General features: G+C 70.6%; 20 protein-coding genes. 11 read left to right on the top strand and 9 right to left on the bottom strand.

The window, feature by feature from the left end:
* Positions 1 to 32 precede the first annotated feature (32 nt).
* Positions 33 to 686, top strand: coding sequence for a TetR/AcrR family transcriptional regulator (locus Aco03nite_RS43060; RefSeq protein WP_203807126.1), 654 nt, complete (start codon positions 33 to 35; stop codon positions 684 to 686).
* Between the two features lie 14 nt (positions 687 to 700).
* Here the strand turns inward: Aco03nite_RS43060 and Aco03nite_RS43055 are convergent, their stop codons facing one another.
* Entirely contained in the window at positions 701 to 1,606 is a 906-nt protein-coding gene (locus Aco03nite_RS43055; protein ID WP_203807124.1) for a serine hydrolase, read from the bottom strand.
* On the bottom strand, positions 1,603 to 2,487 hold the full coding sequence (locus tag Aco03nite_RS43050) for a LysR family transcriptional regulator (protein WP_203807122.1): 885 nt from the start codon (positions 2,485 to 2,487) through the stop codon (positions 1,603 to 1,605). The genes Aco03nite_RS43055 and Aco03nite_RS43050 overlap by 4 nt, the downstream gene beginning before the upstream one ends.
* Positions 2,488 to 2,569: 82 nt before the next feature.
* Here Aco03nite_RS43050 and bla point away from each other — a divergent pair, with 82 nt between their 5' ends.
* The 3 genes from bla (at position 2,570) to Aco03nite_RS43035 (ending at position 5,342) form a co-directional block, all read left to right on the top strand.
* A complete protein-coding gene (gene bla, locus Aco03nite_RS43045; protein ID WP_203807120.1) occupies positions 2,570 to 3,466 on the top strand; it encodes a class A beta-lactamase in 897 nt (298 codons plus the stop codon).
* 73 nt (positions 3,467 to 3,539) lie between these two features.
* Positions 3,540 to 4,448 carry a LysR family transcriptional regulator gene (locus Aco03nite_RS43040; protein WP_203807118.1) on the top strand — a complete coding sequence of 303 codons (909 nt, stop codon included), beginning with the start codon at positions 3,540 to 3,542 and terminating at the stop codon, positions 4,446 to 4,448.
* Positions 4,449 to 4,526: 78 nt separating this feature from the next.
* Positions 4,527 to 5,342: an SDR family NAD(P)-dependent oxidoreductase gene (locus Aco03nite_RS43035; RefSeq protein ID WP_203807116.1), complete on the top strand. Its 816-nt coding sequence runs from the start codon at positions 4,527 to 4,529 to the stop codon at positions 5,340 to 5,342.
* A 41-nt stretch (positions 5,343 to 5,383) separates the two neighbouring features.
* On the opposite strand, the gene Aco03nite_RS43030 is transcribed toward Aco03nite_RS43035, so the two are convergent.
* The 4 genes from Aco03nite_RS43030 to Aco03nite_RS43015 all read right to left on the bottom strand — a co-directional run bounded on the left by Aco03nite_RS43030 (position 5,384) and on the right by Aco03nite_RS43015 (position 6,967).
* On the bottom strand, positions 5,384 to 5,560 hold the full coding sequence (locus tag Aco03nite_RS43030) for a hypothetical protein (RefSeq protein ID WP_203807114.1): 177 nt from the start codon (positions 5,558 to 5,560) through the stop codon (positions 5,384 to 5,386).
* Between the two features lie 112 nt (positions 5,561 to 5,672).
* Positions 5,673 to 5,906, bottom strand: coding sequence for a hypothetical protein (locus tag Aco03nite_RS43025; RefSeq protein ID WP_203807112.1), 234 nt, complete (start codon positions 5,904 to 5,906; stop codon positions 5,673 to 5,675).
* A gap of 85 nt (positions 5,907 to 5,991) precedes the next feature.
* A complete protein-coding gene (locus Aco03nite_RS43020; RefSeq protein WP_203807110.1) occupies positions 5,992 to 6,414 on the bottom strand; it encodes a VOC family protein in 423 nt (140 codons plus the stop codon).
* Between the two features lie 43 nt (positions 6,415 to 6,457).
* Positions 6,458 to 6,967: an SRPBCC family protein gene (locus Aco03nite_RS43015; protein WP_203807108.1), complete on the bottom strand. Its 510-nt coding sequence runs from the start codon at positions 6,965 to 6,967 to the stop codon at positions 6,458 to 6,460.
* 87 nt (positions 6,968 to 7,054) lie between these two features.
* Between Aco03nite_RS43015 and Aco03nite_RS43010 the strand changes: the two genes are divergently transcribed.
* Positions 7,055 to 7,972, top strand: coding sequence for a helix-turn-helix transcriptional regulator (locus Aco03nite_RS43010; RefSeq protein ID WP_203807106.1), 918 nt, complete (start codon positions 7,055 to 7,057; stop codon positions 7,970 to 7,972).
* A 47-nt stretch (positions 7,973 to 8,019) separates the two neighbouring features.
* On the opposite strand, the gene Aco03nite_RS43005 is transcribed toward Aco03nite_RS43010, so the two are convergent.
* On the bottom strand, positions 8,020 to 8,895 hold the full coding sequence (locus Aco03nite_RS43005; RefSeq protein WP_203807104.1) for a GlxA family transcriptional regulator: 876 nt from the start codon (positions 8,893 to 8,895) through the stop codon (positions 8,020 to 8,022).
* Between the two features lie 72 nt (positions 8,896 to 8,967).
* On the opposite strand from Aco03nite_RS43005, the gene Aco03nite_RS43000 reads away from it, so the two are divergent.
* From Aco03nite_RS43000 to Aco03nite_RS42990, 3 genes are all read left to right on the top strand, one after another.
* Entirely contained in the window at positions 8,968 to 9,396 is a 429-nt protein-coding gene (locus Aco03nite_RS43000) for a RidA family protein (RefSeq protein WP_203807102.1), read from the top strand.
* Between the two features lie 224 nt (positions 9,397 to 9,620).
* On the top strand, positions 9,621 to 10,355 hold the full coding sequence (locus Aco03nite_RS42995) for an SDR family oxidoreductase (RefSeq protein WP_203807100.1): 735 nt from the start codon (positions 9,621 to 9,623) through the stop codon (positions 10,353 to 10,355).
* Positions 10,355 to 11,245, top strand: a complete 891-nt coding sequence (locus Aco03nite_RS42990; RefSeq protein ID WP_239145909.1) for an SDR family oxidoreductase — start codon at positions 10,355 to 10,357, stop codon at positions 11,243 to 11,245. The genes Aco03nite_RS42995 and Aco03nite_RS42990 overlap by 1 nt, the downstream gene beginning before the upstream one ends.
* A 38-nt stretch (positions 11,246 to 11,283) precedes the next feature.
* Here the strand turns inward: Aco03nite_RS42990 and Aco03nite_RS42985 are convergent, their stop codons facing one another.
* Both Aco03nite_RS42985 and Aco03nite_RS42980 read right to left on the bottom strand, forming a co-directional pair.
* Positions 11,284 to 12,135 (bottom strand): helix-turn-helix domain-containing protein, encoded by an 852-nt coding sequence (locus Aco03nite_RS42985; protein ID WP_203807098.1) that lies wholly within the window; start codon positions 12,133 to 12,135, stop codon positions 11,284 to 11,286.
* A 121-nt stretch (positions 12,136 to 12,256) separates the two neighbouring features.
* Entirely contained in the window at positions 12,257 to 12,577 is a 321-nt protein-coding gene (locus tag Aco03nite_RS42980; RefSeq protein ID WP_203807096.1) for a hypothetical protein, read from the bottom strand.
* Between the two features lie 4 nt (positions 12,578 to 12,581).
* On the opposite strand from Aco03nite_RS42980, the gene Aco03nite_RS42975 reads away from it, so the two are divergent.
* From Aco03nite_RS42975 to Aco03nite_RS42965, 3 genes are all read left to right on the top strand, one after another.
* Positions 12,582 to 13,064: a hypothetical protein gene (locus Aco03nite_RS42975; RefSeq protein ID WP_203807095.1), complete on the top strand. Its 483-nt coding sequence runs from the start codon at positions 12,582 to 12,584 to the stop codon at positions 13,062 to 13,064.
* Positions 13,065 to 13,290: 226 nt separating this feature from the next.
* The gene (locus Aco03nite_RS42970) at positions 13,291 to 13,758 is read left to right on the top strand and encodes a hypothetical protein (protein WP_203807093.1); all 468 of its coding nucleotides are present in this window, start codon (positions 13,291 to 13,293) and stop codon (positions 13,756 to 13,758) included.
* A gap of 181 nt (positions 13,759 to 13,939) precedes the next feature.
* On the top strand, positions 13,940 to 14,566 hold the full coding sequence (locus Aco03nite_RS42965) for a TetR/AcrR family transcriptional regulator (RefSeq protein WP_239145908.1): 627 nt from the start codon (positions 13,940 to 13,942) through the stop codon (positions 14,564 to 14,566).
* Positions 14,567 to 14,581 lie beyond the last annotated feature (15 nt).

The following is a 14,581-nucleotide window of genomic DNA, read 5'->3' as shown; positions in this document are numbered from 1 at the left end:
GAGGATGCTCCTCAACTTGTTATGATCGGCGCATGCCCGAGGAGATCGACCGGCCGTTACGGCGCGACGCGCAACTCAACCGCGAGCGCATCGTCGAGGCCGCCCGTGAGGTGTTCGCGACCCGCGGGCTCGCGGCGACCCTCGACGACGTCGCCACCCATGCCGGAGTCGGCATCGGCACCGTCTACCGGCGGTTCCCCACCAAGGAGCAGCTTCTCGAAGTGGCCTTCGAGGAACGGCTCGAACAGCACGCCCGGGAGATCGAGGCGGCGCTGCGGAAGCCGACCGGATGGGACGGCCTGGTCAGTTTCCTGACCCGCGCCGCCGAACTGCACGCCACCGACCGTGGCGTCCGCGACATCGCGCTCGGCGCCGACCTGGACGCCCGCTACTTCGAGATCATCCGGCAGCGGATCTACCCGCTCGTCGAGGCGATCATCGACCGGGCCCACGCCGAGGGGTCACTGCGTGCCGACGTGACCGCCGGTGACGTGCCGCTGCTGCTCATGATGGTCAGCGAGGTCGCCCACCACAGCCAGGCGGTGCGCCCCGAGATCTTCCACCGCTACCTGCGGCTGCTCATCGACGGACTCCGCGGCGACAGCGACCTCGGCCCGCCGCTGACCCGTCCCGAGGTCGACGCCCTGACCCGCGACTGGCTGCCGAGCGGCAAGCCACAACGCTGATCCGGCCGCCACGCTCATCGGCGGCCGCGCAGCGTGTCGCGGAGGTCTCGGGCGACGCGGCCCATCAGCGCCTCGGCGGCTGTCTGCACCGCTGCGGGGGTCTGGGACTCGGTCATCGCCACGACCGCGAACGTCCGGCCGTCGGCATGTTCGACGACGCCTGCCTCGTGGCGCAGGTTCAGCAGCGTCCCGGTCTTGGACGACCACTGTGCGGCGTCGGAGCTGAAATCGGGCGCCAGCCGGTGACGTATCACGTTGGCCGCCAGCAGTTCGCGCAGGCGTGCCGCCGTTTGCGGGGTGATGGCGGATGGTCGCCAGAGGGCGGTCAGTAGATCGGCGTACGCCCGGGCGGTCCCGGTGTTGGCCCGGCTGGGGTCGAGCTGGGCCACGGCGTGGCCACCCCCGCTGGTGCCGCCGCCGATGGCCAGGGCCTGGGCGAGGTGCGGCTCGGCCCCGCCGAAACGTTCCACGGGCGTGTCGGTGAGATCACCCAGCCGATGGCGTACGGCGATACCGGCGAGTCCGAGGCCGCGCACCGCGACGTCGACCGCGGCCGGCGGCGTGAGGTCGAACAGGGCGTCCGCGGCGGCGTTGTCGCTGATCGCCACGGCCAGGTAGAGCAGGTCGTCGATCGCGACGACGGCCGGGTGACGGAACCGGCTCAGCCCGGTCGGGCCCGGGGTCCGGATCCGGCCCGGCGCCACCTCGATGCGGGTGGCCGCGTCCAGTTCACCGCGGGCGACACGTTCGAGGGTGACGACGGCCAGGGGGATCTTGACCAGCGAGGCGACCGGGAGCTCGATGTCCGCGTCGATCTCGATCTCATCGCCGGTGTCCACGTCACGCACCAGGAACGAGCCACGCAACCCGGCCGCCTGCAGGGCGTCGTGCGCCGTGCGGACGACTGCGGTCGCGTTCACTGCTGGTTCTCCTCGTCCTCGGCGCCGACGCAGGCGGCGATGGCGGCCGACAGGATCGTACGTAATCGGCGCCCGTCGTCCTTGGAGGTGCAGACGACGTCGTATCCGCGGGCGAACGCCTCCTCCCCGATCGGCCACCAGGACAGTCCGAACGAGTCGGCCTCGGCCCGCGAGCACAGGACGAGATCGTGACCGCCGAGGCCGCGCGCGACGGCGCCGGGCACCGAGCGTGCCGTCGCGATCTGGTGGCGGTGCAGGCCGACCGCGCCGGCCAGCCGGACGATGCGGTCCAGCACGTGCGGGACGTCGTCCTCGGGCTGCACCCACACCCGGCGATCCGCCTCGCCACCGCGGTCCGGCCGCAGCTGCTCCAGGTAGAGCGTCGGGCCGGTCCGGGGCAGGTCGCCGGCCACGCCGAGCGGCACTTGCCAGGTGCCGTCGGCGGCGGGCACGGCGGTGATCGAGGCGTGCACCTCCCCCGCTCGCATCAGGTCGGTTCGAACACCGGGATCTGCTGGTACGACATCGAAGAACAGATCGTGGCGTTCCGCTTCGGCGATGAGCCGGGCCAGAGCGAGCGGAGTGCTGCAGGCCGGAACGGCGAGGTCGAACGCCTTGCGCCGGCTCCGGTCGGCGGCGTCGCTCAGCACGTCGGCGAAATCGACGAGACGCTGAGCCGACGCCAGCATGTCCCGGCCGAACGGGGTGAGCGTCACCGTCCGTGAGGTGCGGTCGAGCACGGGAGCGCCGAGGTGCTGCTCCAGGGCGGCGATGCGGCGACTCGCCACCGGCTGGGGGATGCCGGCGGCCGCGGCGCCGTGCGTGAAGCTTGCGTGCCGGCTGACGGCGATGAAGGCCACGCAGCTCGCGATCAGGTCCATGAACCGAATCTATGTCGATACTGCATGGAAAACCATGAAACTGTCTTGGACAGCATGAATGGCGTCGTGTCAGCCTCAGGCCATGATCAGCACCTTGAGCAGAGCCGCCGCCCTGACGGCCGCCGTCCTTCTGAGCGCATGCGCGGCTCCCGCAGCCGACACCCCGGTGGCGGCGCCGTCGATCAGCACGCCGGCTTCCCCGGCGACGGCCGGTCCCGCGTTCGCGGCCCTGGAGAAGGAATTCGATTCCCGGCTCGGCGTGTACGGCCTCGATGTGGCGTCCGGGCGCAGCATCGAATACCAGGCGGACGAGCGGTTCGCGTACTGTTCCACGTTCAAGGCGCTCGCCGCCGGGGCCCTGCTGTCCCGCGATGCCGAACTGGACAAGACCGTCGCGGTCGACCGGGCCGACATCCTGCCGCACTCCCCCGTCACCGAGAAACACGTCGGCCGCCGGATCAGTCTCCGGGACGCCACCGAGGCCGCCGTCCGGTACAGCGACAACGCCGCGGCCAACATCATGCTGCAGGAACTGGGCGGCCCGGCCGGCCTCGAATCCGCCCTGCGTGACCTCGGGGACACCGTGACCACCGCCGACCGCACCGAACCGGACCTCAACACGGCGACGCCCGGCGACGAACGCGACACCAGCACGCCGCGGGCCCTGGCCCGGGACCTGCAGGCGTACGTCATCGGTGATGCTCTTGCGGCCGAAGACCGCACCCAGCTCACCGACTGGATGACCGGCAACGCCACCGGCGACGAGCTGATCCGTGCGGGCGTACCGCACAGTTGGAAGGTCATCGACAAGAGCGGTGCCGGCGGGTACGGCACCCGCAACGACATCGCCGTGCTCTGGCCCGAACCGGACCGGCCGATCGTCCTCGCGGTGATGTCCCAGCGCCCGGCCGCCGACGCGGAGTTCGACAACGCCCTGATAGCCCGGGCGGCCACCGTGGCCACCGGCGCCCTGCGATGACACTCCCGCGGGACCACATGCGGCCGGCGACTGGTGATCACCATGGGTATTCTGCGCTGGCATACTGGCGGCCGTGAGTCTGGATGTTCATCCGCAACTGCTGCGGGCGCTACGGGCGGTGCTGGAGACCGGATCGCTGACCGCGGCATCCGAACGTCTGGGCTTCACGCAGTCGGCGTTGTCCAAACAGATGGCCGCGCTCGAAACGGCTGCGGGCACACGGCTGTTCCACCGCGGGCCGCGTGGAGTCGATCCGACCCCGGCCGGCACCCGGCTGGCCCTGCGTGCGGCGGCGATCCTCGACCAGTACGACGCCGCGCAGCGGGAACTCGAGGATCTGCCGATGCCGCTGGGCGGCCGGGTGGCGCTCGGCGGATTCCCGGCCACCGCGCTACGGCTGGCGCCCCGGACCATCGCCCGGGTCCGCACCGATCATCCGTCGGTCGAGGTCGACTTCCTGGAATCCTCGACACCGGTGCAGATCCGCCGGCTGCGCGCCGGCCGTCTGGATCTGGCGATCCTCGCCTCCGGAGCGGGCCTGCCCGGCTGGGACCTGACCGGGATCGAGGTCGAGCCCCTGCCCTCCGGTTCGCTGCTGCTCGCGGTCGGCGCTCGGCACCGGCTGGCCGGCACCGAGCGGGTGCCGGTCGCCGAACTCACCGAGGAGGCCTGGATCGCCGGCCGAGGGGCGCGGGGCGAGCCGCAGTTCGGGGCGTGGCCGACGCTGCCGCAACCGCGGGTGGTCGCCGAGCTGGGCGACTGGTCCGCACGGTTCGGGTTCGTGGCCGCCGGGATCGGCATCACGACCGTCCCCCGCCTCGCGGCTTTCGCCCTGCCCGACGGTGTGGTCCGGGTCGAGGTGGACGATCCGGGATGGACGGGCCGCTCGATGGGGCTCGCCCGGATCGGGGATCTCACCGGCCCGGCCGCAGCCGTCCGCTCGGCACTGATCGCCGAGGCGCGCCTGATCGCCGGGCTCTGACGCGATATTCCGCGCCGGAATGCCAGACATGATCAACATTCGCTGGTGGCATGCCGCCGTCGACGGCAGGCTGGGTCCATGAGCAAAGTCTGGATCATCACCGGCACGTCCACCGGCTTCGGCCGCCTCTGGGCCGAAGCCGCACTGGAACGCGGCGACCGCGTCGTCGCCACCGCCCGCAACCTCGGCACCGTCAAGGACCTCACCGGGCGCTTCGGCGAGAACGTCCTGACACGGGAACTCGACGTCACCGACCGCGAAGGCGTCTTCACCGCCTTCGACCACGCGGTGCACCGCTTCGGGCGCATCGACGTCGTCGTCAACAACGCCGGCTACGGCCACTTCGGCATGGTCGAGGAACTCACCGAACGCGAACTGCGCCAGCAGATGGAGACCAACTTCTTCGGCGCCACCTGGGTCACCCAGGCCGCCCTGCCCGTGCTGCGCCGCCAGCGCAGCGGACACCTCCTCCAGGTCACCAGCGAAGGCGGCGTCCGGGCCTACCCCGGCATCGGCGCCTACCACGCCTCGAAATGGGCCCTCGAAGGCCTGTCGGAATCCCTCGCCCAGGAGGTCGCCGGTTTCGGCATCCACGTCACCTGCGTCGAACCGGGCGCGTACGCGACCGACTGGCTCGACCGTGGATCACGCCACAGCACTGCGTCACCGGACTACGCACAGACCCGCGCCGAGACCGCGGCCGAGTTCACCATCGGCACCGCCGCCGCCACCAAGCCGGCCATCCTCGCCCTCGTCGACGCCGAGAACCCGCCGCGGCGCCTGCTCCTCGGCCGCGACTTCCCCGAGATCGAAGCGATCTACCAGGACCGCCTGCAGACCTGGCGCGACTGGCAGCCGGTGTCGGTCGCGGCCTTCGGCACCCAGGTCAACTGAGAGCGGTTCATCTCGCTGATGGCCCGGCGGCTTCCTCCTGGTCACAGCAGAGCCACGGCGCCTGCTCCCAGCGCGCCCACCGCGACCACCGCGCAGGCCACCAACCCCGCCAGGGACAGCCGGTGGTTGAGTTCGCGGTCGCGGGCGACCGACTGGTTCATGACGTTCCATGCCGTTCCGCCGAGCAGTGCCATAGCGACCATCACCAGTGCGATCATGCCGAAGCCCGCCTTCTCGATACCGTCACATCGAGACATTGCCGATAGGCGCGGTTGAATGCGCGAAGTCCGCTGAACAGTGCACGAACGAACGGTTATCCCTTGTGGGGTTTCATCGGAAGAGGCCGTCGGGGTCGACAGCGGCACGCAGTTCGGCAAGGCGGGTACCGGTGGCGCCGGGGTAGACGTCGTCGTCGGGGTGTTCGGTGGCGAGGTTGAGATAGGAGCCGGACACCAGCGGCCGTACGTTCGCCCACGCCGACTTCAACACACTGGAGGTGTACGGCGCGCGCACTTCAGAATCGCGGTGGGCGAAGGCCGTGGCCCCAGCGGGCACGTCGTGCACGGCGCCACCGCGGCCCCGCACTGAACCCGTCTGTCAGGTCACCGGTCGTACGCTGGCGTCAGGTCGCACGTCGACCGGCTGTCTGTCAGCCAGTGACCGGGAGCGGTGACGCGGTGCGGGGCCGATGTGCCCGAACGTCCACCGGGCGTCCATCGGGATCATGAACTGTCATCGTCCACTGCGTGGGCAGCGTCTCGATCGGTCCGGCCGGCCACCCGGCATCCAGGACTCGTTCACGAACCTCACCCAGCTGCGCGTAGGACCCCACGCGCAGCCCCCAGCCCGCCCGGCCCAGGGGGTCGACGTCGGTGGCGGGGACGGTGGCCGTTTCGACGATCATCAAGTGGTCGTCCCCTCCGACGTCGACGACTGCGATGCGCGGATCGGCGGCGGTGGCAGCGCGCTCGAAGGCGAGGGCCGCTCCGAGCAACTCCGTGTAGTACCTCACGAGCCGGTCGAGGTCGCCTGTGGAGAGTGTCAGATGGTTGATTCCGAGGAGATCAGGCATGGTGAGCCCACTTTAGTGCTCCCGTTCGACGGCACTCGAAAGGTCATCGCGATGTACCGCGGGCCTTTTCTTCCTCGACGATCGCGGCCATCCGCCCCAGTGCCGCCTGCATGTAGCGCTGCCACAGTGGGCGGAACGGACCGGCGATGATCGCCTTGCGGCCGGGCCGCGGTTTGAACTCGTACGTCCAGCGGATCATGGTGCCGTCACCGTCGGGCAGGAACGAGAACTCGCCGCGTACACCGAGCGCCAGAGCGCCCAGGGCGTTGGTGAATTCGGTGAGCTCGTACGCGAATCCGTGTCCTTCGACGTATTCGGTGAGCGACTCGGTGGCGTGCGAGCCGTCGGTGAACCGTGGCTGCCGGGAAACCCCGGCGTGGTCCCAGGAATCGGTCTGTTCCGCCACGCCGGCGATCCCCGGGAACAGACGGTCGGCGATGAAGACCCGGCTCAGATCGATCGGCGCGATGATCCGGAAACTGACGTCGGGGCTGGTGGACGTACGGGCGAAGACGGTGATCTTGACGGTCTTGTCGGTGCTGGTGATGAGCATGGGATCAGCGTGCGGCCAAGACCATGCGACAGCCAGCAACCTGACCAGCCCTGGTACCACCGGTACCTAGGCTGCGATCATGCTTGGATGAGCGCGGCGACCTTCGGTGCCCTGGTACGGCAATGGCGTGATCGGCTGGATCCGGCCGACGCCGGACTCACCCGGACGGCCAAGAGCCGCGCCCCCGGCCTGCGGCGCGAGGACCTGGCCGCCCTGGCCGGGCTGTCGGTGGAGTACGTGCTGCGCCTCGAGCAGGGCCGCGCCACGAACCCGTCGGCGCAGGTGGTGACCGCGATCACCCGGGCTCTTCAGCTACGGCGCCCGGAACGCGACCAGCTCTTCCGCGCTGCCGGCCTGCTTCCGCCGCAGGACGGCATGGTCGACGATCACGTACCGCCGGGTGTCGCACGACTCGCCGCCCGGCTCGGTGACGTACCGATCGGAATCTTCGCGGCCGACTGGCGACTGCTGTGGTGGAACCGGATGTGGACAGCCCTGCACGGCGACCCGGCCGACATCCCCGAGCAGGAGCGCACCATCGCGCACATGCTGTTCGGCAGCGGCCCGGCCGCGGACTACCTGCGCCCGCTGCGATCGACGTCCGGGCCCGACGCGTTCGCGGCCACCATCGTCGCCGATCTGAAAGAGGCCTCGGACCGGTACCCGGCCGATCCACGACTGGCCGCTCTGGTAAACGGCTTCCGGCAGACGTCGGCAGAATTCGAACGGCTGTGGGCGACGGTCGGAGCGTCGACGCTGACCAGCGACGAGAAGACGATCAGCCACCCGGAGGTCGGCGACGTGACCCTCGACTGCGACGTGCTCACGGTTCCCGGCGCCGACCTGCGCATCGTGACGTACACCGCGGCAGCGGGCTCACCCGACGCCGACAAGCTGGACTGGCTACGGGTGACGACCGGCGCTCCACCGGCAGCACCGCACCACCCTGCCGAGACCCCCACAACGCCTGACACCACAAAATACGTGAATCAGACGCCCTCCTGAACGTGCTCCTGCGCCGGGGCCTCTACCCGGTGCTGCCGGGGCATCGCTCATCGCGCTGTCTCGGCGGTTGTGCGGTGGGCGCTCGGCGTCACGCCCAGTTCGCGGCGGAAGACGGCGCGCAGGTTGGCCGCGGTGCCGAAACCGCTCGCGCCGGCCACTCGCTCGACGGGCCAATCCGAGGTCTCCAGCAGACGCCGAGCGGCGTACAGGCGCTGAAGGATCACCCAGCGCATCGGGGGCATGCCACTCTCCTGCGTGAAACGCCTGATGAACGTGCGCCGGGACAGATGACTGGCCCGGGCCATGGCATCGACGGTGATCGGCTCGGCAAGACGGTCGATCACCCACTCCCGGGTAGCGCGCAGCGAGGCGCGGTCGCCGGCGGGCGCGTCGGTGAACTGGGGCTCGTCCGGCCCACGCACCAGGGTGAAGACGACCTCCTTGGCTGCCGCGTCGGCGGCATGGGCGCCGAAGTCGTCCCGGATCATCGCCAGGCACACGTCGATGCCGCCGGTCGCGCCCGCCGAGGTCAGAATGGTGCCGTCGGTGTGCAGCAGACGGTTCTCCAGCACGGTGACGCGCGGGTGCAACTCGCGCAGCTGCGACGCGTACCGCCAATGGGTGGTCGCCTGTCGCCCGTCGAGCAGGCCGGCGTCGGCCACGGCGAAGACACCGGTGCAGACGGCCACGATCCGGGCGCCGCGCCGGTACGCGTGCCGCAGTCCGTCCAGCAGCTCACCCGGGACCGGCCGGTGCGGTTCGTCGTAACCGGGCACGATGACCGTGTCCGCCGTCTCCAGCCCGGCCGCGTCGCGGCAGACCGTCACCCGGTACGCCGGGTGACGGGTCAGCACGTGCTCGGGGATCGCGACGTCCAGCGGGTAGTGCCGCGGCACCGCGAGGATCGTGACGGCGTGACTCACCGGCACGATCCTTGCGGCATCTGACACCGCGGCCACTGTCCGGGCCCGCCGGCGCTCCCTAACGTTCTGCACATGAGCAAAGCAGATCAGATCGAACGTTTCGGCGTCTCCTGGGAGGCCGACTACGGCTACGTGCAGGCGCTCCGGCACGGCGGCACCATCTACCTCTCCGGGCAGGTCGCGCACGACGGACCGGCACTGGTCGCGCCCGCCCCGGTCGAGGCCGGCCGTCCGGCCGACACGGCGAACACGGCAGCCCAGATGCGGCAGTGCTACGCGAACGCCGCGACGCTGCTCGCCCGGTTCGGCGCGTCCCTCGACGACGTGGTCGACGAGGTTCTCTACGTCGTCGACGCCGACGAGGGAGACCGGGCGGCCAAGGTGGTACGCAAGGAGGCCTACGGCCGGCCGGACCCCCAGGTCGCCAGCACGATGATCGGCATCTCCCGGCTCGCCTTCCCGGAACTGCTGGTCGAGATCAAGCTGATCGCCCGCATCTGAGAGTGGTGGCGACACCCTGATCGCCTTCCTGAGCACGCGACTCGGCCGGCCGGAACCCCTCAGCTGACCCGCGGCCACCCCGTACATCTACCGTGCGCAATCTGCGGCGCTGACGTCGCAAGATCGGCGCCGCCTACGCCTGCGGCCGCGGGTAACCGACTGCGTGGCGGTACATCAGCAATCGGCCGCCGGTCACTGATCTCTCAGTTTCTGAAGGGCACAACGTGTCAGACAACGAACGCATCGTTCTCGTCACCGGTGGTTCCGGAGGTATCGGCCGACGGGTGGCCGCCCGGCTCGCCGCCGACGGCATGACCGTGGTGGTGCACTACGCCGGCAACCCGGCGCCCGCGGAGGAGGTAGCCAAGCAGATCATCGCGGACGGTGGTACGGCCGGGACCGCCCAGGCCGACGTCACCGACCCGCAGCAGGTGCAGGACCTGTTCGACACGGTGGAGCGGCAGTTCGGCGGCGTCGACGTCGTGGTCAACACGGCCGGCGTCATGATCCTCAGCCCGCTGACCGAGATGAGCGTGGACGACTTCGACACCATGCACCGGATCAACGTGCGGGGCGCGTTCCTGCTCAGCCAGCAGGCGGCCAGGCGGCTGCGTACCGGCGGCGCCCTGATCAATTTCGCGTCCACGGTCCGGAAGCTGGCGCTGCCGACCTACACCGCCTACGCGGCGAGTAAAGCGGCCGTCGAGGCGCTGACCCCGATTCTGGCCAAGGAGCTGCGTGGCCGGGACATCACGGTCAACGCGGTCGCGCCCGGGCCGACCGCCACACCGTTCTTCCTGGACGGCAAGCCGCAGGAGGTGATCGACAACCTGGCCGAGGCCGCGCCACTGGAACGGCTCGGGGAGCCGGACGACACCGCCGAGGTCGTCGCGTTCCTGGCCGGTCCGGCCCGCTGGGTCAACGGCCAGACCATCTTCGTCAACGGGGGTGTCATCTGATGGGCAGCATCGTGCTGGTGACCGGCGCGTCGAGCGGGTTCGGCGCGATGATCACGCGTTCCCTGGCCGGCAGCGGCCATGTCGTCTACGCCGGCATGCGTAACACCGCCGACCGCAACGCCCGGGCCGCGGCCGACCTCGGCGCCTACGCCGCAGAGCACGGCGTCCAGGCGCACCCGATCGAACTGGATGTCGCGGACCAGTCCTCCGTTGACGCCGCGGTCGCGCAGATCGTCGACGCGCACGGACGCATCGACGTGGTGGTGCACAACGCCGGGCACATGACGCTCGGCCCGGTCGAGGCGTTCTCCGTGGAGCAGATCGCCGCCGTCTACGACACGAACGTCCTGTCGACGCAGCGAGTCAACCGCGCGGTCCTGCCGCACATGCGCCGGCAGCGCGACGGCCTGCTGGTCTGGATCGGCTCGACGAGCGCCCGCGGCGGCACACCGCCGTGGCTGGGCCCGTACTTCGCGGCCAAGGCGGCCGAGGACGCGCTCGCGGTCAGCATCGCGGCCGAGGTCTCCCGGTTCGGCATCGAGTCGACGATCGTCGTACCGGGCTCGTTCACCACCGGCACCAACCACTACGCGCACGCCGGTCACCCGGACGACGAGACGACCGCGAAGCAGTACGACGACCTGTACGCGGCCGCCATCGACGACCTGCTCGCCAAGCAGGCCGCGCTGTCGCCGGCGGACGCCGACCCGGGCGAGGTGGCCCGCCAGGTCGCCACACTGGTCGGCCTGCCGAAGGGGCAGCGGCCGTTCCGCGTCTACATCGACCCGGCGCAGGACGGCGCGGAGGAGGTCTTCCGGATCGGCGACCGGATCCACCGCGACTTCTACCGCACAGTCGGATACGAAGACCTGCTGCACCCCGCACCCTGACCGTTGCGGCCGCTGAGCCCGGGCGCCGGTGTCCGGGCTCAGCGGCGGTAGGCGGCCGGCGAGATGCCGTACTCCCGCCGGAACGCGGCCGCGAAGCGGCTGGCGCTGGCATACCCGCACAGCACCGCGATCTGCCGGACGCTCAGATCGGTCCGGCGCAGCAGGCCCGCGCCGTGCCGCATGCGCTCCCGGGTCAGGTAGCGGTGCGGCGTGAGGCCGGTGGACTGCGTGAACATACGCAGGAAATGGAACTTACTGACGTTCGCCAGCGCGGCCAGTTCGTCCAGCTGCACGTTCCCGCCGAGATGGGCGCGCATGTACTCGACCACCCGCGCCAACTCCCGCCTGCCCAGCGGACCGGAGTCCGCGCTCGTCCCGGCCCGGATGGGCAGGCCGGTGTGGACCAGATGGGTCAGCAGCGCCCCGGCCACCGCGTCCGCGTAGAGGCCGGCCGTGCCGGATTCGAGCGCCCGCTGCAGGGCGAACAGCGACGCCGACACGTACGCATCGTCGAGCGACAGCGCGTCGAGCCCGTCCAGATCGTGGTCGGCCACGGCGAGACCGTCCAGCGCCTGGTGCACCACCGCGGACCGGAACCGCAGGTGGAACGAGCGCAACGCGGGCTGCCCGGCCGAACGCCACCGGAACACGCTCTCCCGGCCCGGTGCGTTCACCGCCACCGATCCGGGGCGGTAGCCGGCCGACCGCCAGCCGAGGCCGGCCCGGCTCTCGATCGTGTAATGCCCGGCGACGACGAGCACCATCGTCAGGTCGGGCACGGCCGGCGCAGTGCACTCGTCCAGCTGCGCCGGATCCGCCCACAGGCCGGCGTCGGCCGTACGCCAGCCGAGGCCGGCGCTGGAGGCCAGGAACGTGCCGGGTCCGGTCACCGCGTTCCGGCACCGAGGACGCGGAGCAGTAAGACTGAGTACGGGCGTTCGCTCACGGTCGGTCTTTGCCCCATTCAGATTCCGGCATCACGGAGATTCACTGCCATCGCATCATGGTGGCTCACGCCGGCGACCGGACGGCGGGGAGCGTCACGAACCGGGCCAGTGCCGCGGCGGCCAGCAGGGCGAGAGCGCAGGCGAACAGTGCGGCCGACGTCGCCCGGACGACGTCGTGCCGGGCGAGCTCGGTGAAGTACAGCAGGCCGAACAGCGTGATCCCCAGCGCGGCCCCGAGCTGCTGGGAGGTGGCGAGCACGCCCGAGGCGGTCGCGCTGGACTCTGCCGGAACCAGGCGGAGCACGTCCGCGGTGACGGAGGGCCCGAGAACCCCGGCGCCGACACCGATCAGAGCGAGCGGGACGGCGAAGGACGCGGGGGCCACGCCCGTGCCGTACACCTCGGCGATCGTCGCGGCGACGAAGGATCCCGGCCGCGACGAGCAGGATGGCGGCGATTCTGGCTCGCCGCCCGTAACGCGCGGCCAGGTCGCGACCCCACAACGACGACGCGACGTAGGCGATGCCGAGCGGGGCGAAGATCAGCCCGGTGCCGAGCGGGCTCTTGCCGAGTCCCACCTGCAGGTGCAGCGTCAGCAGGTAGAGGCACGCGGACTGCACGCCCGCGAACGTGGTGCTGATGCCCAGCAGGGCGAGCATCGGGCGGCCTCCAACAGCGTCACCGACCCGGCACGGCTGACCGGGTCCGGCGCTTCCACGACCACCCGAACCTGCTCCACGTCTCCGCACCTCCGACATCCACGGATCGAGACGATCCACCCCGGTTCCGACACCACCCCCGTGTCGATTCCAGCCTCGGAGGCGGTCTTCAGGCACCTCTCGACGTCCTTCAGAAACGCAAGACGTTCGTGAAGACCGGCCACGGCGCATTGACTCGATGTATCTGGGGAACTCAGGCCAGCGCCTACTCGGGTGCCAACGCCGAGTTCGGCGGGCACGTCAAACGCTACAGAGCCATGCGGGCCGAGAATTGGACGCCAGCGCCGCTTTCACCGGCTCGTTGTCGTCGGCATGATGGTCACGCCCGGAGGTCCCGGATCGGGCAACAGGTCACCTGACAACGATTAGCGTCAGCGCCATGGCCTCCTCCACCGCCGTCGCTGTCCGGTCGGACCTGGTCCGTACGGTGGCCGATGCCTTGGTCGGTTTCGCCGCCGCCCACGGTGTCCGCGCCCGGGTGCTTTCGTCCGTGCCGTCGGGTGCGAAGCTCACGGCTTTCGTGGGGAAGCCGTCGGGCGAGGCCGCCCTGGTCCGGCAGGCCCGGGCCGGCGACCCGGAAGCGGTCGCAGCAGCGTTCGGGGCCGACCCGCGGATGGTCGCCCGCTACTACGTCAGCCCCGGCTGGTTGGCCCGGCGCAGTCTTCTGGCCCGGCTCCCGGGGTCGTCCTTCCTACCCCGGGCGTTCCCCGACGACAAGGTAGACCTCCTGGACGGATGGGTCGGCGTGGACCTGTGGCGGCGGCTCGGCATCACCTACGACCCACCGGACTGGGCCCACGCCGGCGGCTTCGACACCGTGGAGACCCCGCCGTTCCCCCGGGACTGAACGCCGGCGACGTCATCCGCCGATGGGCAGAGGATCGGCACGGCGACCGGGTTCGCCGAACTCCACGTCCCCGGATCGTACGAGAACGCAGGCGCGATGTCCGAGGCCTGGCCCCGGATGATGGAATCACGCTACCGATGGACGGTGGGCGAGGTTCGGGGGCGAGTGTATGGACAGGCCGGTGAGCGCGCGGACGGCGCTGCTCGACGCTGCGGAGCGGTTGTTCGCCGAGGGCGGGATCGCTCAGGTCTCCGACCGGCGGGTGGGTGAGGCGGCCGGGAACTCCAACCATTCCGCGGTGCGCTATCACTTCGGTGGCCGGGACGGGTTGTTGCGGGCGCTGATCAGCCGGCATCTGGACGCGGTGCTGGAGTTCCGACAGGCCGCGAACGATGCCGGCGAATCGGTGCTGGAGGATGTGCGGAACTTCGTCATGCCGTCGATGCAGGTTCTCGCCGGGTTACCGCAGCCGAGTTGGCGGGCCCGTTTCCTCAGCCAGGCCCTGAACGATCCGGCGACGTTGGCGCTGGTCCTGGACATCGTCGACCAGCAGGCGGACCAGCTGCGGATCCGCCGTTCGCTGATCACCCGGCTCAGGCACCTCGATCAGGGGGTGGTCGCCGGGCGGGCCCTGTTGATCAACCGGATCGTGACCGGGGCGACCGCCGACATCGAGGGCCGCGCGGAACGTGACGGCCGGGATCCGCAGTGGCTGGCCGTCGGTGATTTCCTCGCCGACGCCATCGCCGGGATGCTCACCGCCCCGGTCACACCGAACAGCCGGGGTGCGGCCGCAAGTCTCGGCTGAGGCTCGCGGCCGGCC

The sequence above is a fragment of the Actinoplanes couchii genome (genome assembly GCF_016862075.1).
GTDB lineage: Bacteria > Actinomycetota > Actinomycetes > Mycobacteriales > Micromonosporaceae > Actinoplanes > Actinoplanes couchii.
Note: the sequence above shows the minus strand (reverse complement) of the source record. Positions and strands in the feature narration are given on the sequence as shown.